This window comes from Streptomyces sp. NPDC089424 (assembly GCF_044749345.1).
In the GTDB taxonomy this organism is placed as follows: Bacteria; Actinomycetota; Actinomycetes; order Streptomycetales; family Streptomycetaceae; genus Streptomyces.
In genome coordinates this window covers 257,007-281,546 of the sequence record NZ_JBIVHU010000008.1, presented here as the reverse complement: position 1 = coordinate 281,546, position 24,540 = coordinate 257,007, and the positions used below count along the sequence as shown (strand labels likewise).

The following is a 24,540-nucleotide window of genomic DNA, read 5'->3' as shown; positions in this document are numbered from 1 at the left end:
TGACTGGTTTGCGACCTTCCGGCGCCCGCCGACGTAACGTTCCGTCGGCGGGCGCCGCGCATACACAGATACCCTTGACAGGTGACCGACGCCCAAGAAACCGCAGCAGACAGTTCACTGCGAACCACCGGAGGCGCCCCTCCGGAAGACGGCGGAGCTTCTGTTACGGAGGCGCCGATCCCTTTGCTGGAGCCGCGTGAGGGCATTCCGCCCGTGATCGCGGACGAGGCCGCCCTCGCCGAGGTGATCGCCGCCTTCGCCGCCGGCTCCGGTCCCGTCGCCGTCGACGCCGAGCGCGCCTCCGGCTACCGCTACGGACAACGCGCCTACCTCGTGCAGCTGCGCCGTCAGGGCGCGGGCACCGCGCTGATCGACCCCGTGGCCTGCCCCGACCTCTCGGCGCTCGGCGACGCGCTGTCCGGGGTGGAGTGGGTGCTGCACGCCGCCACCCAGGACCTGCCGTGCCTGCGGGAGATAGGCATGGTGCCGACGCGGCTGTTCGACACCGAGCTGGCCGGGCGGATCTCCGGTTTCCCCCGGGTCGGCCTCGGCGCCATGGTCGAGAGCGTGCTCGGGTTCGTCCTGGAGAAGGGCCACTCCGCCGTCGACTGGTCCACCCGGCCGCTCCCCGAGCCCTGGCTGCGCTACGCGGCGCTCGACGTCGAGCTGCTCGTCGACCTGCGGGACGCCCTGGAGAAGGAGCTGGACCGGCAGGGCAAGCTGGAGTGGGCCCGGCAGGAGTTCGACGCGATCGCGGCCGCGCCTCCGGCGGAGCCCCGCAAGGACCCCTGGCGCCGTACGTCCGGGATGCACAAGGTGCGCCGCCGGCGGCAGCTCGGCGTGGTGCGTGAGCTGTGGCAGACCCGGGACCGGATCGCGCAGCGCAGGGACATCTCGCCCGGCAAGGTGCTCTCGGACGCGGCCATCGTCGAGGCCGCGCTCGCGCTTCCGGCCACGGTGCAGGCGCTCTCCGCGCTGAACGGCTTCGGGCACCGGATGGGCCGTAGACAGCTGGAGCAGTGGCAGGTTGCGGTGGACCGCGCCAAGGCGCTGCCCGAGGCCCAGCTGCCGCAGCCGGGGCAGCCGGTCGCGGGGCCTCCCCCGCCCCGGGCGTGGGCGGACAAGGATCCGGCGGCGGCGGCGCGGCTGTCCGCGGCCCGTGCGGGCGTGTCCGCGCTGGCCGAGGAGCTCGGGCTGCCCCAGGAGAACCTGATCGCGCCGGACACCGTGCGGCGGGTGTGCTGGGAGCCGCCGGCGGTGGCCGACCCGGAGTCCGTGCGCGCCGCACTGGCCGGGCACGGGGCGCGCCCCTGGCAGGTGGAGCTGGTGACGCCGGTGCTGGTGGACGCGCTGGAGGCGAAGGGCGCCTGAGCGCCCCTCGGCCCTCCGACGAGCGGTGACCACGGGCGGTCGGGGGCCGGCGCGCAGCTCCCCCGCCCGTGGAGGACGTCGCTCGCCGCGTCGATATTCGGCCATCCCCCGTCCGGGTGCCCCGGTGCGCGGTGTGACCTTCGCCGCTCATCCCGGGGGGACTGGGCAGCTACGTTACCCATAAGTAGCATGGGGCTGAGCGCGCGCTCAGTGAGCCGCATCGCAGCAGTGCCATCCCGCACCCTGGAGGAGAGCCATCGTGCCTCGTACCGTCAGGGACGTCGTCTTCGTAGACGGCGTCCGCACCCCGTTCGGCAAGGCGGGCCCGAAGGGCATCTACCACGAGACCCGCGCCGACGACCTCGTCGTGAAGGCGATCCGGGAGCTGCTGCGCCGCAACCCCGGCCTGGACCCCCAGCAGATCGACGAGGTCGCCATCGCCGCGACCACGCAGATCGGTGACCAGGGCCTGACCATCGGCCGCACGGCCGGCATCCTCGCGGGCCTGCCGCAGTCGGTGCCCGGCTACTCGATCGACCGCATGTGCGCGGGCGCGCTGACCGCCGTGACCACCACGGCCGGTTCCATCGCCTTCGGCGCGTACGACGCCGTCATCGCCGGCGGTGTCGAGCACATGGGCCGCCACCCGATGGGCGAGGGCGTCGACCCCAACCCGCGGTTCGTCAGCGAGAAGCTGGTCGACGAGTCGGCCCTGTTCATGGGCATGACCGCGGAGAACCTGCACGACCGCTACCCGCACATCACCAAGCAGCGCGCCGACGAGTACGCCGTGCGCTCCCAGGAGAAGGCCGCCAAGGCGTACGCCAACGGCAAGATCCAGGCCGACCTGGTGCCGGTCTCGGTGCGCCGCACCAACGCCGAGGCCGGTGAGACGGGCTGGGGCCTGGTCACCGCCGACGAGCCGATGCGCCCGGGGACGACCCTGGAGAGCCTGGCCGGTCTGAAGACCCCGTTCCGTGTGCACGGGCGGGTCACCGCGGGCAACGCGGCCGGTCTGAACGACGGTGCCACCGCGTCGATCATCGCGAGCGAGGACTTCGCCCGTGAGCACGACCTGCCGGTCAAGATGCGCCTGGTGTCCTACGCCTTCGCGGGCGTCGAGCCGGAGGTGATGGGCTACGGCCCGATCCCGGCCACCGAGAAGGCCCTCGCCAAGGCGGGCCTGTCGATCGAGGACATCAACCTCTTCGAGATCAACGAGGCCTTCGCCGTCCAGGTCCTGGCCTTCCTCGACCACTACGGCATCGCCGACGACGACGCGCGCGTCAACCAGTACGGCGGCGCCATCGCCTTCGGCCACCCGCTGGCCTCCTCCGGCGTCCGTCTGATGACGCAGCTGGCCCGCCAGTTCGAGGAGCAGCCGCACGTCCGCTACGGCCTGACCACCATGTGCGTCGGCTTCGGCATGGGCGCGACGGTCATCTGGGAGAACCCGCACTTCGAGGGGGACAAGTGAGCACCACCACCGAGCTTCTGCAGCAGGCCTCGGCGCTGTTCCCGGACGAGGTCGTCACGAGTGCGCACGTACGCCACTTCGACCTCCCCCTGGGTGCCGGGCGCTTCGCCCTGATCACCCTGGACAACGGCCTGGACCACACCAAGCCGACCACCTTCGGACCGCAGTCGCTGGCGAACCTGAACGCCGCGATCGACCAGGTCGAGAAGGAGGCCGGGGACGGCGACGTCGTCGGCGTCGGCATCACCGGCAAGCCGTTCATCTTCGCCGTCGGCGCCGACCTCAAGGGCGTCGAGCTGCTGAAGGAGCACAAGGACGCGCTCGCCATCGGCAAGGGCGGCCACGACGTCTTCAAGCGCCTCGCCGGCCTCGCCGTGCCGACGTTCGCGTACTACAACGGCGCCGCGATGGGCGGCGGCGTCGAGGTCGGCCTGCACTGCACCTACCGCACGGTGTCCGCGGCCATCCCCGCCTTCTCGCTCCCCGAGGTCTTCCTCGGCCTGGTCCCCGGCTGGGGCGGCTGCACCCTGCTGCCGAACCTGATCGGCCCCGAGAAGGCCGTCTCGGTGATCATCGAGAACAGCCTCAACCAGAACAAGCAGCTCAAGGGCAAGCAGGTCTACGAGCTCGGGATCGCCGACGCGATCTTCGAGGGTGCCGACTTCCTGGAGCAGTCGCTCATCTGGACGGCCGCCGTCCTCAAGGGCGAGATCCGCATCGAGCGCCCGGTGATCGACCGCGGTGAGGCCTGGGACCAGGCCGTCGCCAAGGGCCGCTTCCTCGCCGACGGCAAGGTGCACGGCGCCGCCCCGGCCGCCTACCGCGCCCTCGACATCATCGCCGCCGCCAAGAACGGCGACCTCCAGCAGGGCTACGACGCCGAGGACAAGGCGCTCGCCGACCTGATCATGGGTGGCGAACTGCGCGCCGGCATCTACGCCTTCAACCTGGTGCAGAAGCGCGGCAAGCGCCCGGCCGGCGCCCCGGACAAGAACCTGGCGCGCCCGGTCACCAAGGTCGGCGTCGTCGGCGCCGGTCTGATGGCCTCCCAGCTCGCGCTGCTGTTCCTGCGCCGCCTGGAGGTGCCGGTCGTGCTGACCGACATCGACCAGGAGCGCGTCGACAAGGGTGTGGGCTACGTCCACGCCGAGATCGACAAGCTGCTCGGCAAGGGCCGCATCCACCAGGACAAGGCCAACCGCCTCAAGGCGCTGGTGACCGGTGTCCTGGACAAGGCCGAGGGTTTCGCGGACGCGGACTTCGTCATCGAGGCCGTGTTCGAGGAGATGGGCGTCAAGCAGAAGGTGTTCGCGGAGGTCGAGGCCGTCGCCCCGGCGCACGCCATCTTCGCGACCAACACCTCCTCGCTGTCCGTCTCGGAGATGGCGTCGAAGCTGAAGCACCCGGAGCGGGTCGTCGGCTTCCACTTCTTCAACCCGGTCGCGATCCTGCCGCTGCTGGAGATCGTCCGCGGCGAGCAGACCGACGACGCCTCGCTGGCCACGGCGTTCGCCGTCGCCAAGAAGCTGAAGAAGACCGCGGTCCTCGTCAAGGACGCCCCGGCGTTCGTCGTGAACCGCATCCTGACCCGCTTCATGGGCGAGATCCAGAACGTCATCGACGAGGGCACGCCCGTCGAGGTGGCGGAGAAGGCGATCGAGCCGCTGGGGCTGCCGATGTCGCCGCTGGTGCTGCTGGAGCTGGTCGGCCCGGCCATCGGGCTGCACGTCTCGGAGACCCTCAACAAGGCGTTCCCGGACCGCTTCACCGTCTCCCCCAACCTCAAGGCGGTCGTCGAGGCGGGCAAGCGCGGCTTCTACGTCTACGACAGCGGCAGGCCCGAGCTGGACCCGGAGGTCGCCGCGCTGCTGAAGCAGGGCGACTCGGTGCTCACCGAGGAGCAGGTGCGGGCCCGGGTGCTGGACGCGGTGGCGCAGGAGATCGGGCTGATGCTCGACGAGGGCGTCGTCGCTGAGGCCCAGGACATCGACCTGTGCCTGATCACCGGTGCCGGCTGGCCCTTCCACCTGGGCGGCATCACGCCGTACCTGGACCGCGAGGGCGTCTCCGAGCGGGTGACCGGCAAGCGGTTCCTGGAGCAGGGCATCGCGAGCGTCCCGGCGTAACCGCCTGACACGGACAGAGGGCTCCCGCCACGGCGGGGGCCCTCTGCCGGTACCGGGGGACTCAGATCAGCCGCCAGGCCGCCAGCGCCAGTCCCGGCTCGTCCTTCTGGCGGGCCACCCGCAGTTCGCCCTCCGGCGTGGCCGTCACGGCGACGACGCGGCCCTGGGCGTCCTCCGCGAGCGCGACCCGCGAGCCCGCGGGCAGCTCGGGCCCCGACTCGGTCCACCACAGGCCCGCCGCCTCCCGCTCGGTGGGGTAGGCCGCGAAGGCCACCCGCCCCGAGGAGGAGCGCTGGGCGAGCAGCGTGCAGTCGTGGCCGTCCAGCGCACAGCGCAGCAGCGCCACCGGACCCGGACCGGCCGCGGTGATCAGCGCGACCGGGTCGCCGTCGGGACGCCAGGCGTACAGCGTGCCCCCGTCATCCGCGAAGAAGAGCGTGGTGTGCTCCTTGGACGTGGGCAGCGCGCTCAGTGAGCCCGGCGCCACCGGCACCGCCAGCGGGTCCGCGGCGACCGGACGCGCCCCCGGCTCCTGCTGGTACCAGCGCAGGACGCCGTCGGCGTGGGTGGCGTACACCTCGACCCGGCCCGACTGCGCGGTGACGGCGACGAGTTCCTCGTGCACCCCGGTGCCCGGCAGGTCGTGCCAGCCGTTCCAGCCGCCGCGCTCCTTCTGGTTGGTGGTCCGGACGCCCTGGTTCCCACTGCGCACGAAGAGATAGGCACGCCCCTCGGCGTCCACGGCGACCGCCGGCATCCCGGTCCGCTCCCCCTTCCTGTCGGGGTGGCCGATCGGAAGCCAGTCCAGCGGGGCGAGGTGCGGGCGGAAGTGCGTGGAGTGCACGAGGCCCGCCTCGCCGTTCGGCGTGGGACGCCAGGCGACGAGATGCGCGTACCCGTCGGCTCCCTGGCCGACCGCGATGCCGGGCAGCAGCCGCTGCTCGCCGCCCGCCCTGCGCGGTGGCAGCCAGGCGCCGCCCGGATGACGTTCGGCCCGGCAATGGACGGCCTCGCCCCTCGGGGCGTAGACGCCGAGCCGCCCGTCGCGGCCTCGTATCACCCAGTCACCGTTCACCGCAGGGACCATTGGCACGCTCCTACCTTAATCGGGCGCCCCTCGGGTTCCCCTCGACGGCTCGTGGGACCCTGGCAGACATGACTGCCCCGCTCCTGGTGATCGTCGACGCGGCGAACGTGGTCGGTTCGGTGCCCGACGGCTGGTGGCGTGACCGGCGCGGCGCGGCCGAGCGCCTGCGCGACCGGCTGGCGGCGGACGGACTGCCGGGGCACACCGAACCGGTGGAGATCGTCCTGGTGGTGGAGGGCGCGGCCCGCGGGGTGGAGTCCGTGCCGGGCGTGCGCGTGGACGCGGCACCCGGCAGCGGCGACGACCGCATGGTCGAGCTGGTCGGCGAGGCCGGCGACCGTCCGTGCCTGGTGGTCACGGCCGACCGTGAACTCCGCCGCCGGGTCACGGAACTCGGCGCGCGGGTGGCGGGGCCGCGGTCGGTGAACCGCTAGGGCGGGCTCCCGCGCTCTCCGACGCTCCCCCCATACGGCCTCCCGCGCACCGGTGGCTCACGGCGTCCCCGCACCCCTCGAAACCCGCGCGTACAGCACCGCTCCGTCCACCTCCCCGACCTCCTCGTAGTCCGCCACCAGCACCTTGCGCAGGGTCGGCACCCGCTGCGGGGCGTAGGGCTTGCCCCGGGAGTCGTCCACGACGAGGGCGGGGGCACGGGCGGCGAGTTCGGCGCGGAAGGCAGGCCAGGCGCCCTCGACGCCGTACTTCTCGCCGACCTGGGGGCCGTTGCGGCCGCCGCTGTAGTTGGTGAGGAGACCGGCCGTCAGGAAGCGGCTGGCGGGGGCGCGGTCGGCCAGCCAGTACGTCTCGGGGTGCATGCCCCAGACGAGGACGCGGTCGCCGGGCTCGGTGCGGCGTGCCGTGGCCTCCGCCAGACGCTGGACGTGGGCGAGTTCGGCCCGGGGCGCGAACAGGCCCCAGGCGAGGAAGAGACCGCAGCACAGCGCCGAGGTGACGACGGCGGTCACCAGGCGGTCGCGGGGCAGCACCCGCAGGGCGGCGGTGGCCAGCAGGGCGAGCGGCGGCAGGAGTTGCAGGTAGTAGTGGCCGAAGAAGTGGAGCCCGGCCAGCACCGCCCCCGCCGACGCGGCCAGCCACAGCCACAGGTCCGCGGCCTCGGCGCGGATCACCCGCAGGGCCCGTGCCACCGGCGGCAGCAGACCCGCGCAGCCGAGCGCACAGAGCGCGGTGTTGGCCAGGCCCCGGGTCAGCACGTGCAGTTCGGAGCCGGTGAAGGAGGCGTACGCCGCCGACCCGGTCACCGTCCAGAACAGGAACCCGGCCGGATCGGTGGCCAGGGCCGCGCCCAGCACCGGCAGGACGGCCCCCGCGACGAGCCGTGCCAGTGGGCCCCGCGCTCCCCCGCCCGTGCGCAGGCACAGCCAGATCACGGGCAGCAGCACGGCCGCCCCGGTCTGCTTGGTGAGGAAGGCGGCGGCGACGGCCGCGCCCGCGGCAGCCCAGCGGCCCCGGTCCGCGCACCACATGGCGGCGGCGGTGCAGGGCAGCATGAACACCTCGAAGCCGGCGGCCTGCGCGTCCTGCGGGTTGAGCCCGACGGACACCAGCAGGTACAGCACCCCGGCGGTGCGGCCCGCGCGATCGCCCCAGCGCCGTCGTGCGAGCGAGGCGAGCAGGACGGCGGTGAGCAACTGCGCGAGCACCGCCAGGATCCGGACCGGGGTGAGCGACTGCGAGCCGACGAGGGCGAAGGCCCCCTCGTACAGCCACGGCACCAGCGGCGGTTTGCGGTCCACGACCGTCTCGTACAGCTCCCCGCCGTGTGCCAGCAGACGTGCCTGTACGGCGAGATAGCCCTCGTCGGGGTTCCACAGCGGGCGGGTGAAGGAGGGCACCCGGGTGAGGCAGGCCAGGGCGGCCAGCAGGGGCAGCAGCCCGGTCCAGTAACCGTGCGCCGCCCCTCGTCCGACTACGGATCGTGGTGGGGCGAGGGGCTCGACGCGCATGGGCCGTACGCTATCCGGCCCCGCATCTCCCGACTAACCGGGACATACGAGGCCGGACGCTCCGCGCGGGACGCTCACGCCGTGTCGCCGTGCGGGGGGTGCTCGACCTCCTCGGCCGTGGTCTCCTCGTGGCGGCCGAGACGGCTGTGGGAACGGCCGTACAGGAAGTAGACGACGATGCCGATCGCCATCCAGACGGCGAACCGGATCCAGGTCTCGGTGGGCAGGTTCAGCATCAGCCACAGCGAGGCCAGGACGGACACGATCGGGAGCACCGGCACCCAGGGGGTGCGGAAGGAACGGGGCAGGTCGGGGCGGGTCCTGCGCAGGATGATCACGCTGATGGCGACGATCACGAAGGCGAACAGGGTGCCGATGTTCACCAGCGCCGCCAGCTCCTGCAGGGGCGTGAAGCCCGCGAGGACCGCGATCAGCACGCCGAGCAGGATGGTCGGCCGGTGCGGCGTCCTGAAGCGCGGGTGGACCCGGGAGAAGAAGCGCGGCAGCAGTCCGTCGCGGCTCATCGCGAAGAAGACACGGGTCTGGCCGAGCAGCAGGATCATGCAGACGGTGGTCAGGCCGACGGCTGCGCCGAAGCTGATGAATCCGGCGAACCAGGGGTGCCCGGTGGCCTTGAAGGCGTCGGCGAGCGGCGCGTCCACGGACAGTTCGCTGTAGTGCTGCATGCCGGTGACCACGATCGACACCGCGACGTACAGGGTGGTGCAGATGAGGAGCGAGCCGAGGATGCCGCGGGGCATGTCGCGCTGCGGATTCTTGGTCTCCTCGGCGGCGGTGGCCACGATGTCGAAACCGATGAAGGCGAAGAAGACGACGGAGGCTGCGGTGAAGATGCCCAGCACGCCGAAGTTGGCCGGTGCCCAGCCGAACATCACCTGGATGAGTGGTGCGTCCAGGCTGTGCCCGGCCGCGACGGGCTGCGGGTCGGGGATGAACGGGTCGTAGTTGCTGCTGGTGATGAAGAAGGCGCCCGCGATGATCACGACCAGGACGACGGCCACCTTGATGGCGACGACCACCGAGGTGACCCGCGCGGAGAGCTTCATGCCGACCACGAGGATGGCGGTGAGCACGAGCACCAGGGCGGCGGCGAGGATGTCGAAGCCGAAGCCGTCGGCGCCCTCCCGGGTACCGAGGGCCTCCGGCAGTTGCCAGCCCGCGTTCTCCAGCAGCGAGGCGATGTACCCCGACCAGCCGACGGCCACCACCGCCGTGCCGAGGGCGAACTCCAGGACGAGGTCCCAGCCGATGATCCAGGCGGGCAGCTCGCCCAGGGAGGCGTACGAGAACGTGTACGCGGAGCCGGCCACCGGGACGGTGGAGGCGAACTCGGCGTAGCAGAGCGCGGCGAGGGCGCAGACGACGCCGGCCACCACGAAGGACAGCGCGACGGCCGGTCCGGCGTTGTTCTTCGCGACCGCTCCGGTGAGGACGAAGATGCCGGTGCCGATGATCACACCGACGCCGAAGACCGTCAGATCCAGGGCGGACAGGGATTTCTTGAGCGCGTGCTCGGGCTCCTCGGTGTCGAGGATGGACTGCTCGACCTTCTTCGTCCGGAAGAGGGTGCTGCTCACGGCGTACCTCCCACGCTTGCCGTCCTCGACATGATCGAGAGGGGGCGTAGTCCGTATGCCCCGAGGCCGCCGAATTCACGCGAAGAGGCCGGTCCCACCACTCTTCGCAGTGGTGGAACCGGCCCATTCAGGGGGTCGCGGGGACGCGTGGGTCAGTCGCGCGCGGCCTCGATCTCGTCGGCGGCCGCCCGCTCGTAGCGCCCGTCGAGCCGCGAGACCAGGCCCGTGACCTGCCGGGCGATGTCCGGGGCGGTCAGCCCGATCTCGGCCATGACCTCGGCGCGCGAGGCGTGGTCGAGGAAGCGCGGCGGGATGCCGAAGTCGCGCAGCGGTACGTCGACGCCCGCGTCCCGCAGCGCCTGGGCGACCGTCGAGCCGACGCCGCCGACGCGGGAGTTGTCCTCGACGGTGACGACCACCCGGTGGCGCTCGGCGAGCGGGGCCATGGCCTCGTCGACGGGCTTGACCCAGCGCGGGTCGACGACGGTGGTGGAGATGCCCTGCTTGTCGAGGAGCGAGGCGATCTCCAGGCACATCGGCGCGAGCGCGCCGACCGAGACCAGGAGCACGTCCGGGGTGGTCGTGCCGGGCTCGCGCAGCACGTCCATGCCGCCGACCCTGCCCACCGCGGGGACGGCGGGGCCGACGGCGCCCTTGGAGAAGCGCACCACCGTCGGCGCGTCGTCGACGTCGACGGCCTCGCGCAGCTGGGCGCGCACCTGCTCGGCGTCGCGCGGGGCGGCGAGCCGCAGGCCCGGGACGACCTGGAGGATCGACATGTCCCACATGCCGTTGTGGGAGGCGCCGTCGGTGCCGGTGACGCCGGCCCGGTCCAGCACGAAGGTCACACCGCACTTGTGCAGGGCGACGTCCATGAGGACCTGGTCGAAGGCGCGGTTGAGGAAGGTGGCGTACACGGCGAAGACGGGGTGCACCCCGCCGGTGGCGAGGCCGGCCGCGGAGACGGCGCCGTGCTGCTCGGCGATGCCGACGTCGTAGACCCGGTCCGGGAAGACCTTCGCGAACCGGTCGAGGCCGACCGGCTGGAGCATCGCCGCGGTGATGGCGACGATGTCCTCGCGCTCCTGGCCGAGCTTGACCATCTCGTCGCCGAAGACGGAGGTCCAGTCGGCGCCCGAGGAGGCGATGGGCAGGCCCGTGTCGGGGTGGATCTTGCCGACGGCGTGGAAGCGGTCGGCCTCGTCCTGGAGGGCGGGCTGGTAGCCGCGGCCCTTCTCGGTGAGGCAGTGCACGATCACCGGGCCGCCGAAGCGCTTCGCGCGGGCCAGGGCGGACTCCAGGGCCTCGATGTCGTGGCCGTCGATCGGGCCGACGTACTTCAGGCCCAGGTCCTCGAACATGCCCTGCGGCGCGATGAAGTCCTTCAGGCCCTTCTTGGCGCCGTGCAGGGTGTCGTAGAGCGGGCGGCCGACGACCGGGGTGCGCTCCAGGACCTCCTTGGTGCGGGCCAGGAACCGCTCGTAGCCGTCCGTGGTGCGCAGCGTCGCGAGGTGGTTGGCCAGGCCGCCGATGGTCGGGGCGTAGGAGCGCTCGTTGTCGTTGACGACGATGACCAGGGGGCGGTCCTTGGCGTCGGCGATGTTGTTCAGCGCCTCCCAGGCCATGCCGCCGGTGAGCGCGCCGTCGCCGATCACGGCGACCACGTGGTCGTCGCGCTTGCGCAGCTGGTTGGCCTTGGCCAGGCCGTCGGCCCAGCCGAGGACCGTGGAGGCGTGGCTGTTCTCGATCACGTCGTGCTCGGACTCGGCCTGCGAGGGGTAGCCGGACAGGCCGCCCTTCATCTTCAGCCGGGAGAAGTCCTGCCGCCCGGTCAGCAGCTTGTGGACGTAGGCCTGGTGGCCGGTGTCCCAGAGCACCTTGTCCTTCGGCGAGTCGAACACCCGGTGCAGGGCGAGGGTCAGCTCGACCACGCCGAGGTTGGGTCCGAGGTGGCCGCCGGTCTTGGAGACGGCCTCGACAAGGAAGGTCCGGATCTCCTCGGCCAGCTGGGTCAGCTCCTCCAGGCTGAGCCGGTCCAGATCGCGCGGTCCCGTGATGCGGGTCAGCAGCGGCACCCGTGCCTCCTTGCAGTAGAGCTGTTCGAGCTGTTGCCGGGCTTGTCGAGTCTAATGTTCCGCCCGGGCGCCCGACGCCAGGACGGTGGGTCATACCTCACGCGTTCGGCTCCACCCGGCGAGAGCCGCTGCCACGACATGACGGTGCCCGGCACCTCGTCGGTGCCGGGCACTGTCCGTTGCGGCGTGTGGCTAGGCGCGGCCCGCCGTCTTCTGCGTCTTGCGGGTGATCGAGTCGATGACCACCGTGGTCAGCAGCACACCGGCCGTGATCATGTACTTCACCGGCTCGGCGATGGACTCCAGCTGGAGGCCGTACTGGATGGAGACGATCACCAGCACACCGAGCAGCGCGTTCCAGGTGCGGCCACGGCCACCGAAGAGGCTGGTGCCACCGATGACCGCCGCGGCGATCGCGTTCATCAGCAGGTCGCCGGTGCCGGCGCTCTGGTTGGCGGAGGCGATCTTCGAGGCCAGGAAGAGACCACCGATCGCGGCGAAGCCGCCGGAGATCGCGAACACCGAGATCCGGACCGCGGTGACGTTGATGCCGGCACGTCGCGAGGCCTCGACGCTGCCACCGAGGGCGAAGACCTTCCGGCCGTAGGAGGTGCGGCGCAGGACGAAGTCCGTGCCGACCAGGAAGACCAGGAAGATCACGGTCGCCAGCGGCAGGCCCTTGTACTGGTTGTACATGAACGCCGCGGCGAAGGAGACCACCGCGAGCAGGCCCGTGCGCATCAGGGTGTCGCTGAGCGGCCGGGACGGGACGCCCGCGGCCTCACGGCGCCGGTTGCCGAGGAAGGAGGTGACCAGGAAGACCGCGGTCACCACCGCCGCCAGGCCGTACGCGGCGGCGACGTCCGTGAAGAAGTACGTCGTCAGCTTGCCGATGAAGCCGTCGCTGTCGAGGTTGATCGTGCCGTTCTCGCCCAGCGTCTGGAGCATGAAGCCGAGCCAGAAGAGCAGACCGGCCAGCGTCACGGCGAAGGCCGGGGCGCCGAGCACCGCGAAGAAGAAGCCGTGCAGCGCGCCGATGGCGGCACCCGCGGCGACGGCGAACAGCACGGCCGCCCACTCGGGCCAGCCCTGGTTCACCGCGAGGACGGCCGCGATCGCGCTGGAGGCGCCGCTGACCGAGCCGACCGACAGGTCGATCTCGCCGAGCAGCAGCACGAAGACGATGCCGACCGAGATCATGCCGGTGCCGACCATCGTGACGGTGATGTCGTTGATGTTCTGCGCGGACAGGAACGCGGAGTTCAGGCTCTGGAAGACGACGCAGATGATGATCAGGCCGACGATGACCGGGAGGGAGCCCAGCTCACCCGCCTTCAGCTTGCGCTTGAACTCGCCGAGGTAGCCGGCCAGGCCCTGCTCGCGCACGAGCAGCCTGGGGTCGACCGCGGTCACCGCGGCGGCGGCCGCCTCGGGGTTCTCGACGGCGCTCTCGTCCGCCGCCGACGTGGAGGTCTTGTCGATGCTCACTGGGAAACCTCCCCGGTCGTGCGCGCCGCACGGCGGGTCACGGCGTTGTCGGTGGCGCCCGTGATGGCGGAGATGATCTCCTCCTGCGAGGTCGTCTTGACCTCGAAGACGCCGTTGTTGCGGCCGAGGCGCAGCACCGCCACCTTGTCGGCGACGGCCTTGACGTCGGCCATGTTGTGGCTGATGAGGATCACGGCGTGGCCGCGCTCCCGCAGCCGCTCGACCAGGTCGAGGACCTGGGCGGTCTGCTCGACGCCGAGCGCTGCGGTCGGCTCGTCGAGGATGACGAGCTTGGGCTCGCCGAGCATCGAGCGCGCGATGGCCACCGTCTGGCGCTGACCGCCGGAGAGCGAGGCGATCGGGATGCGCACGCTGGGAATGCGGATCGAGAGCGTCTGCAGCAGCTCGCGCGAGCGCCGCTCCATCTCGACCTCGTCGAGGACGCCCCACTTCTTCAGCTCACGGCCGAGGAAGAGGTTGCCGACGACGTCGATGTTGTCGCACAGCGCGAGGTCCTGGTAGACGGTCGCGATGCCCAGGGCCTGGGCGTCGTGCGGCCTGTTGATCGAAACGGCCTTGCCGTCCCATTCGATGACACCCTCATCGATGGGGTGCACGCCGGCGATCGTCTTGACCAGCGTGGACTTTCCGGCGCCGTTGTCGCCGACAAGGGCGACCACCTCACCGGCGTGGACCTCAAGCTCTACGTCGGTGAGCGCCTGGACGGCACCGAAACGCTTGGAGACCCCGCGCAACGCCAGCACGGGCGTAGCGGACACGTGAACCATCTCCTTCGCCGCCTGACCCGGCGGGAGGTTGTGCAGAAAGACTGGGGGGATGTTCCGTCCGGCGCCCCGGGACGAGCTTGCGGGGCTGTGTGTGACCAGGGGCGCCGGCGGAGCCTTGGGTACGGCCGTCCCGTAAGGGAGCCCGCTGCGGAGCTCCCTTACGCGTGGGACGAGGCCGTGTCAGCCGCCGATGCCGAGCTTGTCGCAGGCGGACTTGTAGTTGCCGGCGCAGATCTCGTCGGCGGTGTAGATGCCGTCCTTGATCACGGTGTCGTTGATGTTCTCCTTGGTCAGGGAGATCACCGGGACCAGGACCGACGGGACGTCCTTGGCGCTGGCGCTGGAGACCTTGTCCTTGGCGATGGCGCCCAGGTCCTCACCCTTGGCCAGGGCGACCGCCATCTCGGCGGCGACCTCGGCCTCCTGCGGGTAGGACTTGTAGACGCTCATGAACTGCTGGTCCATGATGATGCGCTGCACGGCGGCGAGCTCGGCGTCCTGGCCGGTGACCGGGATGTCGGCGATGCCCGCGGCCTTCAGGGCGGTGATGATGCCACCGGCCATGCCGTCGTTGGCGGAGTAGACACCGGCGATCTTGCCCTTGCCGAGCGCCGTGATCGCCGCCTCCATGTTGGCGTTGGCGTTGTCCGGCGACCACTCCTTGGTGTCGTACTCCTTGCCGATCTTCACCTTGCCGTCGAGAACGGAGTGCGCGCCCTTCTTGAACATGGCGGCGTTCGGGTCGGTGACCGAACCGTTCATCATGACGATCTGGCTGCCCTTGGCCTTGGCGCCCAGGGCCTCGAGGAGGGCCTCACCCTGGGTCCGGCCGACCTCCTCGTTGTCGAACGAGGTGTAGGCGCTGATCGGGCCCTCGGCGAGGCGGTCGTAGGCGACGACCTTGATGCCGGCGTCGGCGGCCTTCTGCACGGAGTTCTTGATCGCCTTGGCGTCCACGGCGTCCAGGATCAGCACGTCCACCTTGTTGGTGATCATCGTGTCGACCTGCTGGGCCTGGAGGTTGGCGTCCTGGCGGGCGTTGTTGTACTGGATCTCCGCCTTGTTGTCCGTCAGCTCCTTGATCTTCTTCTCGATCAGCGGACGGTCGAACTTCTCGTAACGCGCGGTCTTGTTCTCCGGCAGGAGCAGGCCGACCTTGATGTTGTCGCCCTTGGCGGCGGAGCCGCTGGCGTCCTTGTCGCCGCCCGCTTCCTCAGCGCTGCCACAGGCAGCAAGCGAGACGGCCATCGCACCCGCGGCAATGGCAACGGCGGCACGACGCATACGCGTGTTCACTTCATAACCTCCCTGACGAGGCCGCGTCGTTGCGGCCGAGGTGGCTGGAAGTCAACTCGGCCACACGTGCGACGTCAAGAAGTAAATCCTTAACGGGTTGGCAACGGTGCCATCCGTTCTCTAAGTGAAGGCAGGTGCAACGGCCGGAAGAGAGCCGCCGACGCCGCCGTCCAAAAGGGTCGAATCACCCATCTCGCTGAGCGCGAGGGCGAGCGCCCCGAGCACCTCCGCACGCCCGCCAAGTGCCCCTGGAAGCACCGACAGTTGGCGTGCGGCACTGGGGATCGCGTAGCGGCCGACGGACTCCCTTATGGGCCCGAGGACCAGCTCTCCCGCCTCGGCGAGATCGCCGCCCAGGACCACCCTGCTGGGATTCAGCAGGTTGCACAGGTTGGCCACCCCACTGCCGATGTGGCGGCCGACGTCGGCGATCACCCGGCGGCATCCCGGGTCCCCGTCCCGCGCGAGGCGCACCACGCCCTCCATCGTCAGGTCGCTGCCGTGGCTGGACTGCAGGAGCGGGAGCACGTAGCGGGCGGCGGCGAAGGTCTCCAGGCAGCCCCGGTTCCCGCAGCGGCAGACGGGCCCCGATTCGTCGAGCGTGATGTGTCCGATCTCACCGGCGGTGCCGCCCGGCCCCCGGTAGATCTTCCCGTCGATCACCAGACCCGAGCCGACCCCGCTGGCCACCTTGATGTAGGCCAGGTCGCGCACACCCTTGCCGCCGCCCCAGACCAGCTCGCCGAGGGCGCCCAGGTTGGCGTCGTTGTCCACGTGCACCGGTACGCCGAGCCGCCCCCGCAGCTCCTCGGCGGGCCGTGCGCCGGTCCAGCCGGGCAGGATGGAGGTCGAGCCCAGCGTCCCGGACTCCACGTCGATCGGGCCGGGCACGCCGAGGCCCACCCCGGCGATCTTGGAACGGTCCACCCCGGTCGCCGCGATCAGCCGGTTTATCAGCTCTTCGGCCCGGTCGAAGCCCTGCGCGGCGGAGGCGTCCACGTCCAGCGGCTCGGACTCCTCGGCCAGCACCTGGTGGGCGAGGTTCCCGACCGCGACGCGCAGATGGGTGTGGCCGAAGTCGACGCCGATGACGATGCCGGCGTCGCCGCTGAGCGAGACGCTGCGGGCCCGGCGGCCACCCGCCGACGTGGGCGTGACCTCGACCGTGCCGCCGTCCTTGAGTTCGCGGACGATGTTGGAGACCGTCGCCGCGCTCAGTCCGGTCGTCCTCGCGATCTCCGCCTGGGTGAGGGATCCGGCCAGCCGTACGGCGCGGACCACCCGCTCGAGGTTGGCTCGGTGCAGCGACGACTGCGACCCCGGAGTCTCCACGACGACCTCCTGCGCGCGGGACCGCATCGATGAGGCCCCGTCTATGTCCAACTAGTGAACTCTAAGCTGAGCCGTTCGGGTTGCCTCCCGTCAAGAGGTTGAACAGTTTCGAGGGGCCCGGCACACGCCACGCACACCCCTTCCTGGGCGGGAAGCGGTGTGCGTGCGCGCGGTTACGAAGCGCTACTCCCGTTACTTCAGGGTTGCCGAAGTCAGGCCCGCCTGTACCTGGCGCTGGAAGGACAGGTACACGACCAGCATCGGGATCATCGCGATGGTCACGCCCGCGAAGAGCACGGGCAGGTCGGAGGCGTAGCCCTGCTGCTGCTGGAGCTGGATCAGCCCCTGGGTCAACACGTAGCGCTCCGGATCGTCACCGCTCTGCGGCTGCATGAGCACCGTGGGCAGGATGAACTGGTTCCACTGCCCGAGCGTGTTGAAGATCCCGACGCTGATCAGACCCGGCTTGGCCATCGGCAGCATGACCTGGAAGAACGTCCTGGTGTGCGAGGCCCCGTCCAGGATCGCCGCCTCGAAGACCGCCGTGGGCAGGGTCCGGAAGAAGGCGTGCATGAAGAACACCGTGAACGGCATCGAGTAGGCGACGTAGACCAGGATCAGCCCCTGGTACGTGTTCAGCATGTCCAGCCGCTTCACCATGAAGAACAGCGGGACCAGGGCCAGGAACACCGGGAACATCGCGCCGGCGACGAAGAAGTAGTACAGCATCCGGTTGCCCCAGAACCGGTAGCGCGCCAGCACGTACGCCGCCATGGAGCCGAACAGCATGGTCAGCGGCACCGAGAAGACGAGCACGACGACCGTGTTGAGGAAGTAGTCGCCGATGCCCTTCTCCCACGCGCGCGTGAACACGTCGAGGGACCAGTTCTGCGGCCAGCCGAAGGCCGAGCCCGCGATCTGCGAGTCGGTCTTGAAGGAGCTGAGGATCAGCCACAGCAGCGGCAGGACGATCATCAGGGCCCACAGGGCGAGGAACCCGTGCGAGAACGCGTTCAGCGTCACGCCCTCGCCGCGCCGCTCGCCGGCCCGGCCGGGGGGCCGGGAGGCGGGCTCCTCGGCGCGGGTGGGGGCGTTCTCCTTGATGGGTGCGCTCATCGTCGTCTCTCCCGCTCAGAACTCGACGCGCTCGCGGCGGGTGGCGCGCAGCATGACCACGGACAGGATCAGGGTGAGAAGCAGCATGACGACGCCCATGGCGCAGGCGTAGCCGCTCTTCCCGTAGTAGAGGAAGTTGCGCATCATCACCGTCGACATGACCTCGCTGGCGTGGTCCGGTCCGCCGCCGAACTCGCCCGAGGTCATGGTGGACACCAGGATGAACATGTCCATGGCCGCGATACCGAGGTAGACCCACGCGGTCTGCACGGAGTCCCACAGCAGCGGCAGGGTGATGCGGAAGAACGACTGGGACCGCCCGGCACCGTCGATCAGAGCGGCCTCGTAGATGTCCCGCGGGATGGACTGCATCGCGGCGGAGAACAGCACCAGGTAGAAGCCGACCCCGTGCCAGACCACGACGAGGATCAGCGCCCAGAGCACGAAATCGGGTTCGTTGAGCCACTCGACCGGATTGTTCGCGTCGACCAGGCCCAGCTTCACCAGGAAGCCGTTGAGCATGCCGCCGCTGTCACTGCGGTACACGGCGCCGAACAGCACCGCGAGAATCGCCAGCGAGAGCACCTGCGGGAAGAAGTAGACCACCTTGTAGAACCTGGATCCGGCCACGCCCGAGACCCCGCCGGCCCGGCTGCGCCCGCCCGCGTTCAGCATGAAGGCGAAGAACAGCGCGAGCAGAATGGTGATCACCGGGATGAAGACCAGGAACAGGATGTTGTGCCAGATCGCACCCATGAAGATGTCGTCCTGGAACAACGCCTTGTAGTTGTCGAGACCGACGAAGTCGAAGGTCTGCGACTGGCCCTTCCAGTCGGTCAGGGAGTACCCGAACGTCTGGATGTACGGCCAGATCACGAACGTCAGATAAAGCACCACGGGAACCAGGAGAAACCCCGCGACGAACCGGTACTGCCCTTTACGCATGAAACCTGCCCCTGCTGTCCCGATCCAAAGAGGCGCGGGAAACCGCGCGACAAGCCGGAGACGGCCTGTCCCCGCGCGGTCCCCGCACCCCTACGGCACTCCCCGGAGAACTATTCCCGACGGTTGTTCTTGGACGCGGGATCCTCCGCCGCCTTGTCCACCGCGGCCTGCGCCCGCTTCAGCCACTCCTTGGGCTGAATTCGCCGCGCCATGAGCTCGTTGGACGCGTTCTGGATCGCGGTGTCCATCTCGCTGTACCACTCGGTGTACAGGAAACGGAAGGTGTTGTCGCCGGCGGCCTTGGACGCCTCGACCGTGGACTGCGTACCGGGCCGCAGCTGGACGCTGGGATCGACGCCGTCCTGAAGGATGGTCAGCGAGTTCGCCTCCTTGGCGAACAGCGTCGACCACTCCCTGGAGAGCATCATCCGCATGAACTCCTTGGCCGCGGGCAGGTTGTTCGCCTTGGCCGGGATGATGAACGGCTCACCGGAGCCGGCGCGGATCGCCTCGAACGGCATGACGCTGTCCGGCAGCAGCGGCATGGGCAGGAACTTCATGTCGAAGTCGGGGGGCGTCTGCTTGAGCTGCTCGTTCTCCAGCCAGGAACCGCTGGTGATGAACGCGGCCTTGTACTGGTTCCACCGGGTCTGCGACTCGGTGTGGGTCAGCCCGTTGGTGCCGGGCATCAGGTAGCCCTTTTCGACGACGTCGTAGACGGCCTCGACGGCGGCCTGTGCCGCGTCGGAGCCGACGAACGCCTTCGGGTCCAGGTTGTCGATCGCCTTCATGGCGTCCAGACCGCCCTTCTTGGCGATCAGGTCCATGATGGCGACGTTGATGTAGTACGGGTACTTGCCCTGGTGCGCGAGGCCGCCGATGCCCTGCGACTTGGCGTCCTTGCAGACCGCGAGGAAGTCGTCCCAGCTCTTCGGCTCCTCCCAGCCCTTCTCCTTGAAGAGCTTTCCGGAGTACCAAAGGCCCCACACCGTGTAGATGTAGTTGAGGGCCACGACCTTGCCGCCCTGCAGACCCGGGTCCAGCGTGCCGGGAATGACGGTGTCGCGGACCTTCTTCGCGGGGTCGTCGACGCTCGGGGCGTCCAGCACCTCGGCGAGATCGAGCAGCTGGCCGTTCTTGTACAGCACATCGATCTTGATCTTCTGGGCGCCGGAGTTGTCCACGATGTCCGGCGGGTTGCCCGCGTTGAAGCGGGGCTGGAGCTTGCCGGTGATCTCCTGGGTTCCGGTGTGCGTGGAGGTGACGCTCCATTTCTTCTGGAACGCGGCCTCCCACGCCTTCGCGTAGTCGTCGCCATATCCGCCCTTGAAGATGACGACGTCGAGCTTGCTGCCCTCCTTGACACCGAAGGGGTTGTCCTTCGACGTCTTGCCCTGGGTGTCGCCGGACGATTCGTCACCCCCGCCGCCACTCGCGCAGGCGGACAGGAAGCTCATGGTCGGCACGGAGACCAGGCCGAGCGCGGCGGAGCGTTTGATCAGTGCGCGGCGGCCGACACCTTCGGCGCCGGAGTTCTCTGCTGTTGGGGATCCCATGCTCAAGTCCTCGCCTTCTGAACAGGACTCAGGCGGTGAACCGGATCCTCCCCGGCACCGCGGTCGGGTCTAGCAGGTCGTGCGGGATGTGCGCGTCAGGTGAATCGCCGACAGGTATAGTCCACTTCCCGCCAGCGGAGCAAGATCGAATGCAAGGTTCGCCATCGGTCTTTTCCGAGTTGAGACCTCGCGGAAATATGAGTACCCGGCGGGTTCCTTGACGGAAAAATTCCCGACATGCCGCCTCGAACGACTCAGTCAACACCCTTGACAGCTTCGTCCACTTGGGCCACTACTGGTCCTTGCGCACAGTATTTGACAACGTTGTCCACAGCGCGCAGGGAGTGGGTTGGCGGATGCGCCACAGAGTTCGGCACAGATGGAGTACGGCGGTCGGGACAACGGCCGCCCTTGTCATGGCCGTCGGTTCACAGGGCGTTGCCGTCGCCCTGCCGGAGGCACCCGCCGCCGCCGACCGGGAGTTCATGTCCTCGTTCGAGACCGGGGAGCCGGCGCCGGACTGGCTGAACACGGTCGACACCGCGCCGGACGGCAGCAAGCGCGCCGCCGGCGTGGACGGCGGCTACAGCAGCGGCATTCCGGGCAATGTGACCGACCACGTCACCGATGTGCGGGCGAACGGCGAGAACGCCGGTGCCGGCGAGGTGAAGGAGAGCCTGGTCGACACCGAGCCCACCACCAAGTGGCTGACCTTCACGCCCACGGGCTGGGTCGAGTTCGACCTCGACAAGCCGGTGAAACTGGCGCGTTACGCCCTCACTTCGGCCAACGACCACGACGAGCGCGATCCGGCGGACTGGACGCTCCAGGGGTCCACGGACGGCAAGGACTGGAAGACCCTGGACAGCCGCTCCGGTGAGGCCTTCTCGGAGCGTTTCCAGACGAAGACGTACGACCTCGCGCAGACCGCCGCCGCCGAGTACCAGCACTACCGGCTGGACATCACCAAGAACAACGGCGGGACCATCCTCCAGTTGGCGGACGTGCAGTTCTCCACCGGCGGCAGCGACGGCCCCGTGCCCCAGGACATGCTGTCGCTGGTCGACCGCGGCCCGAGCGGCTCGCCCACCGCGAAGGCGGGCGCCGGCTTCACCGGCAAGCGAGCGCTGCGCTACGCCGGCCGGCACACCGCCGACGGCCGCGCCTACTCGTACAACAAGATCTTCGACGTCGACGTGGCCGTCGGCCGGGACACCGCGCTCTCGTACCGGATCTTCCCGTCGATGGCGGACGGCGACCGGGACTACGACGCCACGAACGTCTCCGTCGACCTCGCCTTCACCGACGGCACCCACCTCAGCGGCCTCGGGGCGAAGGACCAGCACGGCTTCGGCCTCACCCCGCGCGCGCAGGGCGATGCCAAGGTGCTCTACGTCAACCAGTGGAACAACGTCGTCTCCCGGATCGGCTCGGTGGCGGCCGGCAAGACCGTCGACCGCATCCTGGTGGCGTACGACTCCCCCGCCGGACCGGCGAAGTTCCGCGGCTGGGTGGACGACGTCTCGCTGGCCGTGAAGGCGCCCGAGAAGCCCAAGGCGCACGTGTCCGACTACGCGCTCACCACGCGCGGCACCAACTCCAGCGGCGGCTTCTCGCGCGGCAACAACTTCCCGGCGACCGCCGTGCCGCACGGCTTCAACTTCTGGACGCCGGTGACCAACGCCGGTTCGCTCAGCTGGCTGTACGACTACGCGCGTGCGAACAACGCGGACAACCTGCCGACGGTCCAGGCCTTCAGCGCGAGCCACGAGCCGAGCCCCTGGATGGGCGACCGGCAGACCTTCCAGGTGATGCCGTCCGCCGCCACCGGCACTCCGGACATCGCCCGGACGGCGCGTGCGCTGCCCTTCCGGCACGAGAACGAGGTCGCGCGGCCGCACTACTACGGAGTGCGCTTCGAGAACGGCCTGAAGGCCGAGATGACGCCGACGGACCACGCGGCGATGCTCCGGTTCACCTACCCGGGCGACGACGCGAGCGTCCTGTTCGACAACGTCACCGACCAGGCCGGCCTGACCCTGGACCAGGAGACCGGCGTCGTGACCGGCTACTCGGACGTGAAGTCCGGCCTGTCCACGGGCGCGACCCGGCTCTTCGTCTACGGCACCTTCGACAAGCCGGTGAAGGAGGGCTCGTCGAGCGGGGTGAAGGGCTACCTGCGCTTCGACGCGGGCGCCGACCGCACGGTCACGCTGCGCCTGGCGACCTCGCTGATCAGCATCGACCAGGCCAAGGACAACCTGCGCCAGGAGATGCCGGAGGGCACCTCCTTCGAGACGGTCAAGGCCAAGGCCCAGCGGATGTGGGACCTGCTGCTCGGCAAGGTCGAGGTCGAGGGCGCGACGCCGGACCAGCTGACCACGCTGTACTCCAGCCTCTACCGGCTGTACCTGTACCCCAACTCGGGCTTCGAAAAGGTCGGTTCCACCTACAAGTACGCCTCCCCGTTCTCCCCGATGACGGGTCCGGACACCCCGACCCACACCGGCGCGAAGATCGTCGACGGCAAGGTGTACGTCAACAACGGGTTCTGGGACACCTACCGCACGACCTGGCCGGCATACTCGCTGCTGACACCCCGCCAGGCGGGTGAGATGGTCGACGGCTTCGTGCAGCAGTACAAGGACGGCGGCTGGACCTCGCGCTGGTCCTCGCCCGGGTACGCGGACCTGATGACCGGCACCTCCTCGGACGTCGCGTTCGCGGACGCGTACGTCAAGGGCGTCGACTTCGACGAGAAGGCGGCGTACGACGCGGCGGTGAAGAACGCCACGGTCGTGCCGCCCGCGTCGGGCGTGGGCCGCAAGGGCATGGCGACCTCCCCCTTCCTCGGCTACACCAGCACCGAGACGCACGAGGGCCTGTCGTGGGCGCTGGAGGGCTACCTCAACGACTACGGCATCTCCCGGATGGGCCGGACGCTGTACGAGAAGACCGGGGAGAAGCGCTACAAGGAGGAGTCGGAGTACTTCCTGAACCGCGCCCAGGAGTACGTGAACCTCTTCGACTCCGAGGCGGGGTTCTTCCAGGGCCGTGACGCCCAGGGCGACTGGCGGGTGGAGTCCTCCCAGTACGACCCGCGGGTCTGGGGCCACGACTACACCGAGACCAACGGCTGGGGCTACGCCTTCACCGCCCCGCAGGACAGCCGGGGGCTCGCCAACCTGTACGGCGGGCGTGCCGGGCTCGGCGACAAGCTGGACGAGTACTTCGCCACGCCGGAGACGGCCTCGCCCGAGTTCGTCGGCTCCTACGGCGGTGTCATCCACGAGATGACGGAGGCCCGCGACGTCCGGATGGGCATGTACGGGCACTCCAACCAGGTGGCCCACCACGCGATCTACATGTACGACGCGGCCGGGCAGCCCTGGAAGGCGCAGGAGAAGGTCCGTGAGGTGCTGTCCCGCCTCTACACCGGCAGCGAGATCGGGCAGGGCTACCACGGTGACGAGGACAACGGCGAGCAGTCGGCCTGGTTCCTCTTCTCCGCGCTCGGTTTCTACCCGCTGGTGATGGGCAGCGGCGACTACGCGGTCGGCTCGCCCCTGTTCACCAAGGCCACGGTGCATCTGGAGAACGGCCGGGACCTGGTGGTCAAGGCGCCGAGGAACAGCGCGAAGAACGTCTACGTGCAGGGGCTCAAGGTCAACGGCCGTACCTGGACGTCGACCTCGCTGCCGCACTCGCTGCTGGCCAAGGGCGGGGTGCTGGAGTTCGACATGGGGCCGAAGCCGTCCAAGTGGGGCACGGGCAGGAACGCGGCGCCGGTCTCCGTCACCCAGGACGACAAGGTGCCGGCTCCCCGCTCGGACCTGAGCACCGGCGAGGGCGCCCTCTTCGACAACACCTCGGCGACGAACGCGAGCGTGACGTCCGTGGAGGTGCCGGTGTCCGGCCGGTCCAAGGCCGTCCAGTACACGCTGACGTCCGGCGACCACACGAAGGCCCCGACCGGGTGGACGCTCCAGGGTTCGACGGACGGCACGCGGTGGCGGACGCTGGACGAACGGGCGGGCGAGTCCTTCCGGTGGGACCGGCAGACCCGGGCGTTCTCCGTGCCCCGGGCCGGTGACTACACCAGGTACCGCCTGGTCCTGAACGGTGAGGCCACCCTCTCGGAGGTCGAACTGCTCGGCCGGTGAGGACACCGGGATCCGGTGCGGCGCCCCCCGCGCGTTGTGTCGCGGGGGGCGCCGCTTCCTTGTCCCGGCCTCTCGCACCCCTCTCCGAGAGGCGCAGCCACCGCCTTACGCGTCTCCTGCCCGGGCCGCCGTAGGATCACTCGGAGCGGGCTCTTCCC

16 protein-coding genes are annotated in these 24,540 nt (G+C 69.8%); 5 read left to right on the top strand and 11 right to left on the bottom strand.

All coding sequences use genetic code 11. From position 1 onward, the window contains the following. The first annotated feature begins 81 nt into the window (after positions 1 to 81). The 3 genes from ACIP2X_RS30250 to ACIP2X_RS30240 all read left to right on the top strand — a co-directional run bounded on the left by ACIP2X_RS30250 (position 82) and on the right by ACIP2X_RS30240 (position 4,974). Positions 82 to 1,371 (top strand): ribonuclease D, encoded by a 1,290-nt coding sequence (locus ACIP2X_RS30250; protein ID WP_401678856.1) that lies wholly within the window; start codon positions 82 to 84, stop codon positions 1,369 to 1,371. Positions 1,372 to 1,630: 259 nt separating this feature from the next. Then, entirely contained in the window at positions 1,631 to 2,848 is a 1,218-nt protein-coding gene (locus tag ACIP2X_RS30245; protein ID WP_401678853.1) for a thiolase family protein, read from the top strand. Then, positions 2,845 to 4,974, top strand: a complete 2,130-nt coding sequence (locus tag ACIP2X_RS30240; RefSeq protein ID WP_401678850.1) for a 3-hydroxyacyl-CoA dehydrogenase NAD-binding domain-containing protein — start codon at positions 2,845 to 2,847, stop codon at positions 4,972 to 4,974. The genes ACIP2X_RS30245 and ACIP2X_RS30240 overlap by 4 nt, the downstream gene beginning before the upstream one ends. Positions 4,975 to 5,035: 61 nt before the next feature. On the opposite strand, the gene ACIP2X_RS30235 is transcribed toward ACIP2X_RS30240, so the two are convergent. Further along, the gene (locus ACIP2X_RS30235; RefSeq protein ID WP_401679248.1) at positions 5,036 to 6,061 is read right to left on the bottom strand and encodes a hypothetical protein; all 1,026 of its coding nucleotides are present in this window, start codon (positions 6,059 to 6,061) and stop codon (positions 5,036 to 5,038) included. A gap of 68 nt (positions 6,062 to 6,129) precedes the next feature. Here ACIP2X_RS30235 and ACIP2X_RS30230 point away from each other — a divergent pair, with 68 nt between their 5' ends. Then, complete coding sequence (locus ACIP2X_RS30230; protein WP_401678847.1) at positions 6,130 to 6,495, top strand: NTP pyrophosphohydrolase; 366 nt, start codon at positions 6,130 to 6,132, stop codon at positions 6,493 to 6,495. 57 nt (positions 6,496 to 6,552) lie between these two features. Here ACIP2X_RS30230 and ACIP2X_RS30225 read toward each other — a convergent pair whose 3' ends face one another. The 10 genes from ACIP2X_RS30225 to ngcE all read right to left on the bottom strand — a co-directional run bounded on the left by ACIP2X_RS30225 (position 6,553) and on the right by ngcE (position 20,219). Next, on the bottom strand, positions 6,553 to 8,025 hold the full coding sequence (locus ACIP2X_RS30225) for an ArnT family glycosyltransferase (RefSeq protein ID WP_401678844.1): 1,473 nt from the start codon (positions 8,023 to 8,025) through the stop codon (positions 6,553 to 6,555). A gap of 74 nt (positions 8,026 to 8,099) precedes the next feature. Then, positions 8,100 to 9,623, bottom strand: a complete 1,524-nt coding sequence (locus ACIP2X_RS30220; protein WP_401678841.1) for an amino acid permease — start codon at positions 9,621 to 9,623, stop codon at positions 8,100 to 8,102. Positions 9,624 to 9,775: 152 nt separating this feature from the next. After that, positions 9,776 to 11,698 carry a 1-deoxy-D-xylulose-5-phosphate synthase gene (dxs, locus tag ACIP2X_RS30215; protein WP_401678837.1) on the bottom strand — a complete coding sequence of 641 codons (1,923 nt, stop codon included), beginning with the start codon at positions 11,696 to 11,698 and terminating at the stop codon, positions 9,776 to 9,778. 192 nt (positions 11,699 to 11,890) lie between these two features. Continuing rightward, positions 11,891 to 13,186 carry a sugar ABC transporter permease gene (locus tag ACIP2X_RS30210; RefSeq protein ID WP_401678834.1) on the bottom strand — a complete coding sequence of 432 codons (1,296 nt, stop codon included), beginning with the start codon at positions 13,184 to 13,186 and terminating at the stop codon, positions 11,891 to 11,893. After that, on the bottom strand, positions 13,183 to 13,974 hold the full coding sequence (locus ACIP2X_RS30205; RefSeq protein WP_401678831.1) for an ATP-binding cassette domain-containing protein: 792 nt from the start codon (positions 13,972 to 13,974) through the stop codon (positions 13,183 to 13,185). Before ACIP2X_RS30205 ends, ACIP2X_RS30210 begins: the two co-directional genes overlap by 4 nt. Before the next feature lie 180 nt (positions 13,975 to 14,154). Beyond that, complete coding sequence (locus ACIP2X_RS30200) at positions 14,155 to 15,258, bottom strand: sugar ABC transporter substrate-binding protein (RefSeq protein WP_401679245.1); 1,104 nt, start codon at positions 15,256 to 15,258, stop codon at positions 14,155 to 14,157. 132 nt (positions 15,259 to 15,390) lie between these two features. After that, positions 15,391 to 16,602 carry an ROK family transcriptional regulator gene (locus ACIP2X_RS30195; protein ID WP_401678828.1) on the bottom strand — a complete coding sequence of 404 codons (1,212 nt, stop codon included), beginning with the start codon at positions 16,600 to 16,602 and terminating at the stop codon, positions 15,391 to 15,393. A gap of 192 nt (positions 16,603 to 16,794) precedes the next feature. Beyond that, the gene (locus ACIP2X_RS30190) at positions 16,795 to 17,718 is read right to left on the bottom strand and encodes a carbohydrate ABC transporter permease (RefSeq protein WP_401678824.1); all 924 of its coding nucleotides are present in this window, start codon (positions 17,716 to 17,718) and stop codon (positions 16,795 to 16,797) included. 15 nt (positions 17,719 to 17,733) lie between these two features. After that, positions 17,734 to 18,663, bottom strand: coding sequence for a carbohydrate ABC transporter permease (locus ACIP2X_RS30185; protein WP_401678821.1), 930 nt, complete (start codon positions 18,661 to 18,663; stop codon positions 17,734 to 17,736). A gap of 110 nt (positions 18,664 to 18,773) precedes the next feature. After that, a complete protein-coding gene (gene ngcE / locus ACIP2X_RS30180) occupies positions 18,774 to 20,219 on the bottom strand; it encodes an N-acetylglucosamine/diacetylchitobiose ABC transporter substrate-binding protein (RefSeq protein WP_401678818.1) in 1,446 nt (481 codons plus the stop codon). A 416-nt stretch (positions 20,220 to 20,635) separates the two neighbouring features. Here ngcE and ACIP2X_RS30175 point away from each other — a divergent pair, with 416 nt between their 5' ends. Continuing rightward, entirely contained in the window at positions 20,636 to 24,382 is a 3,747-nt protein-coding gene (locus tag ACIP2X_RS30175; RefSeq protein WP_401678815.1) for a GH92 family glycosyl hydrolase, read from the top strand. The last annotated feature ends 158 nt before the right edge of the window (positions 24,383 to 24,540 follow it).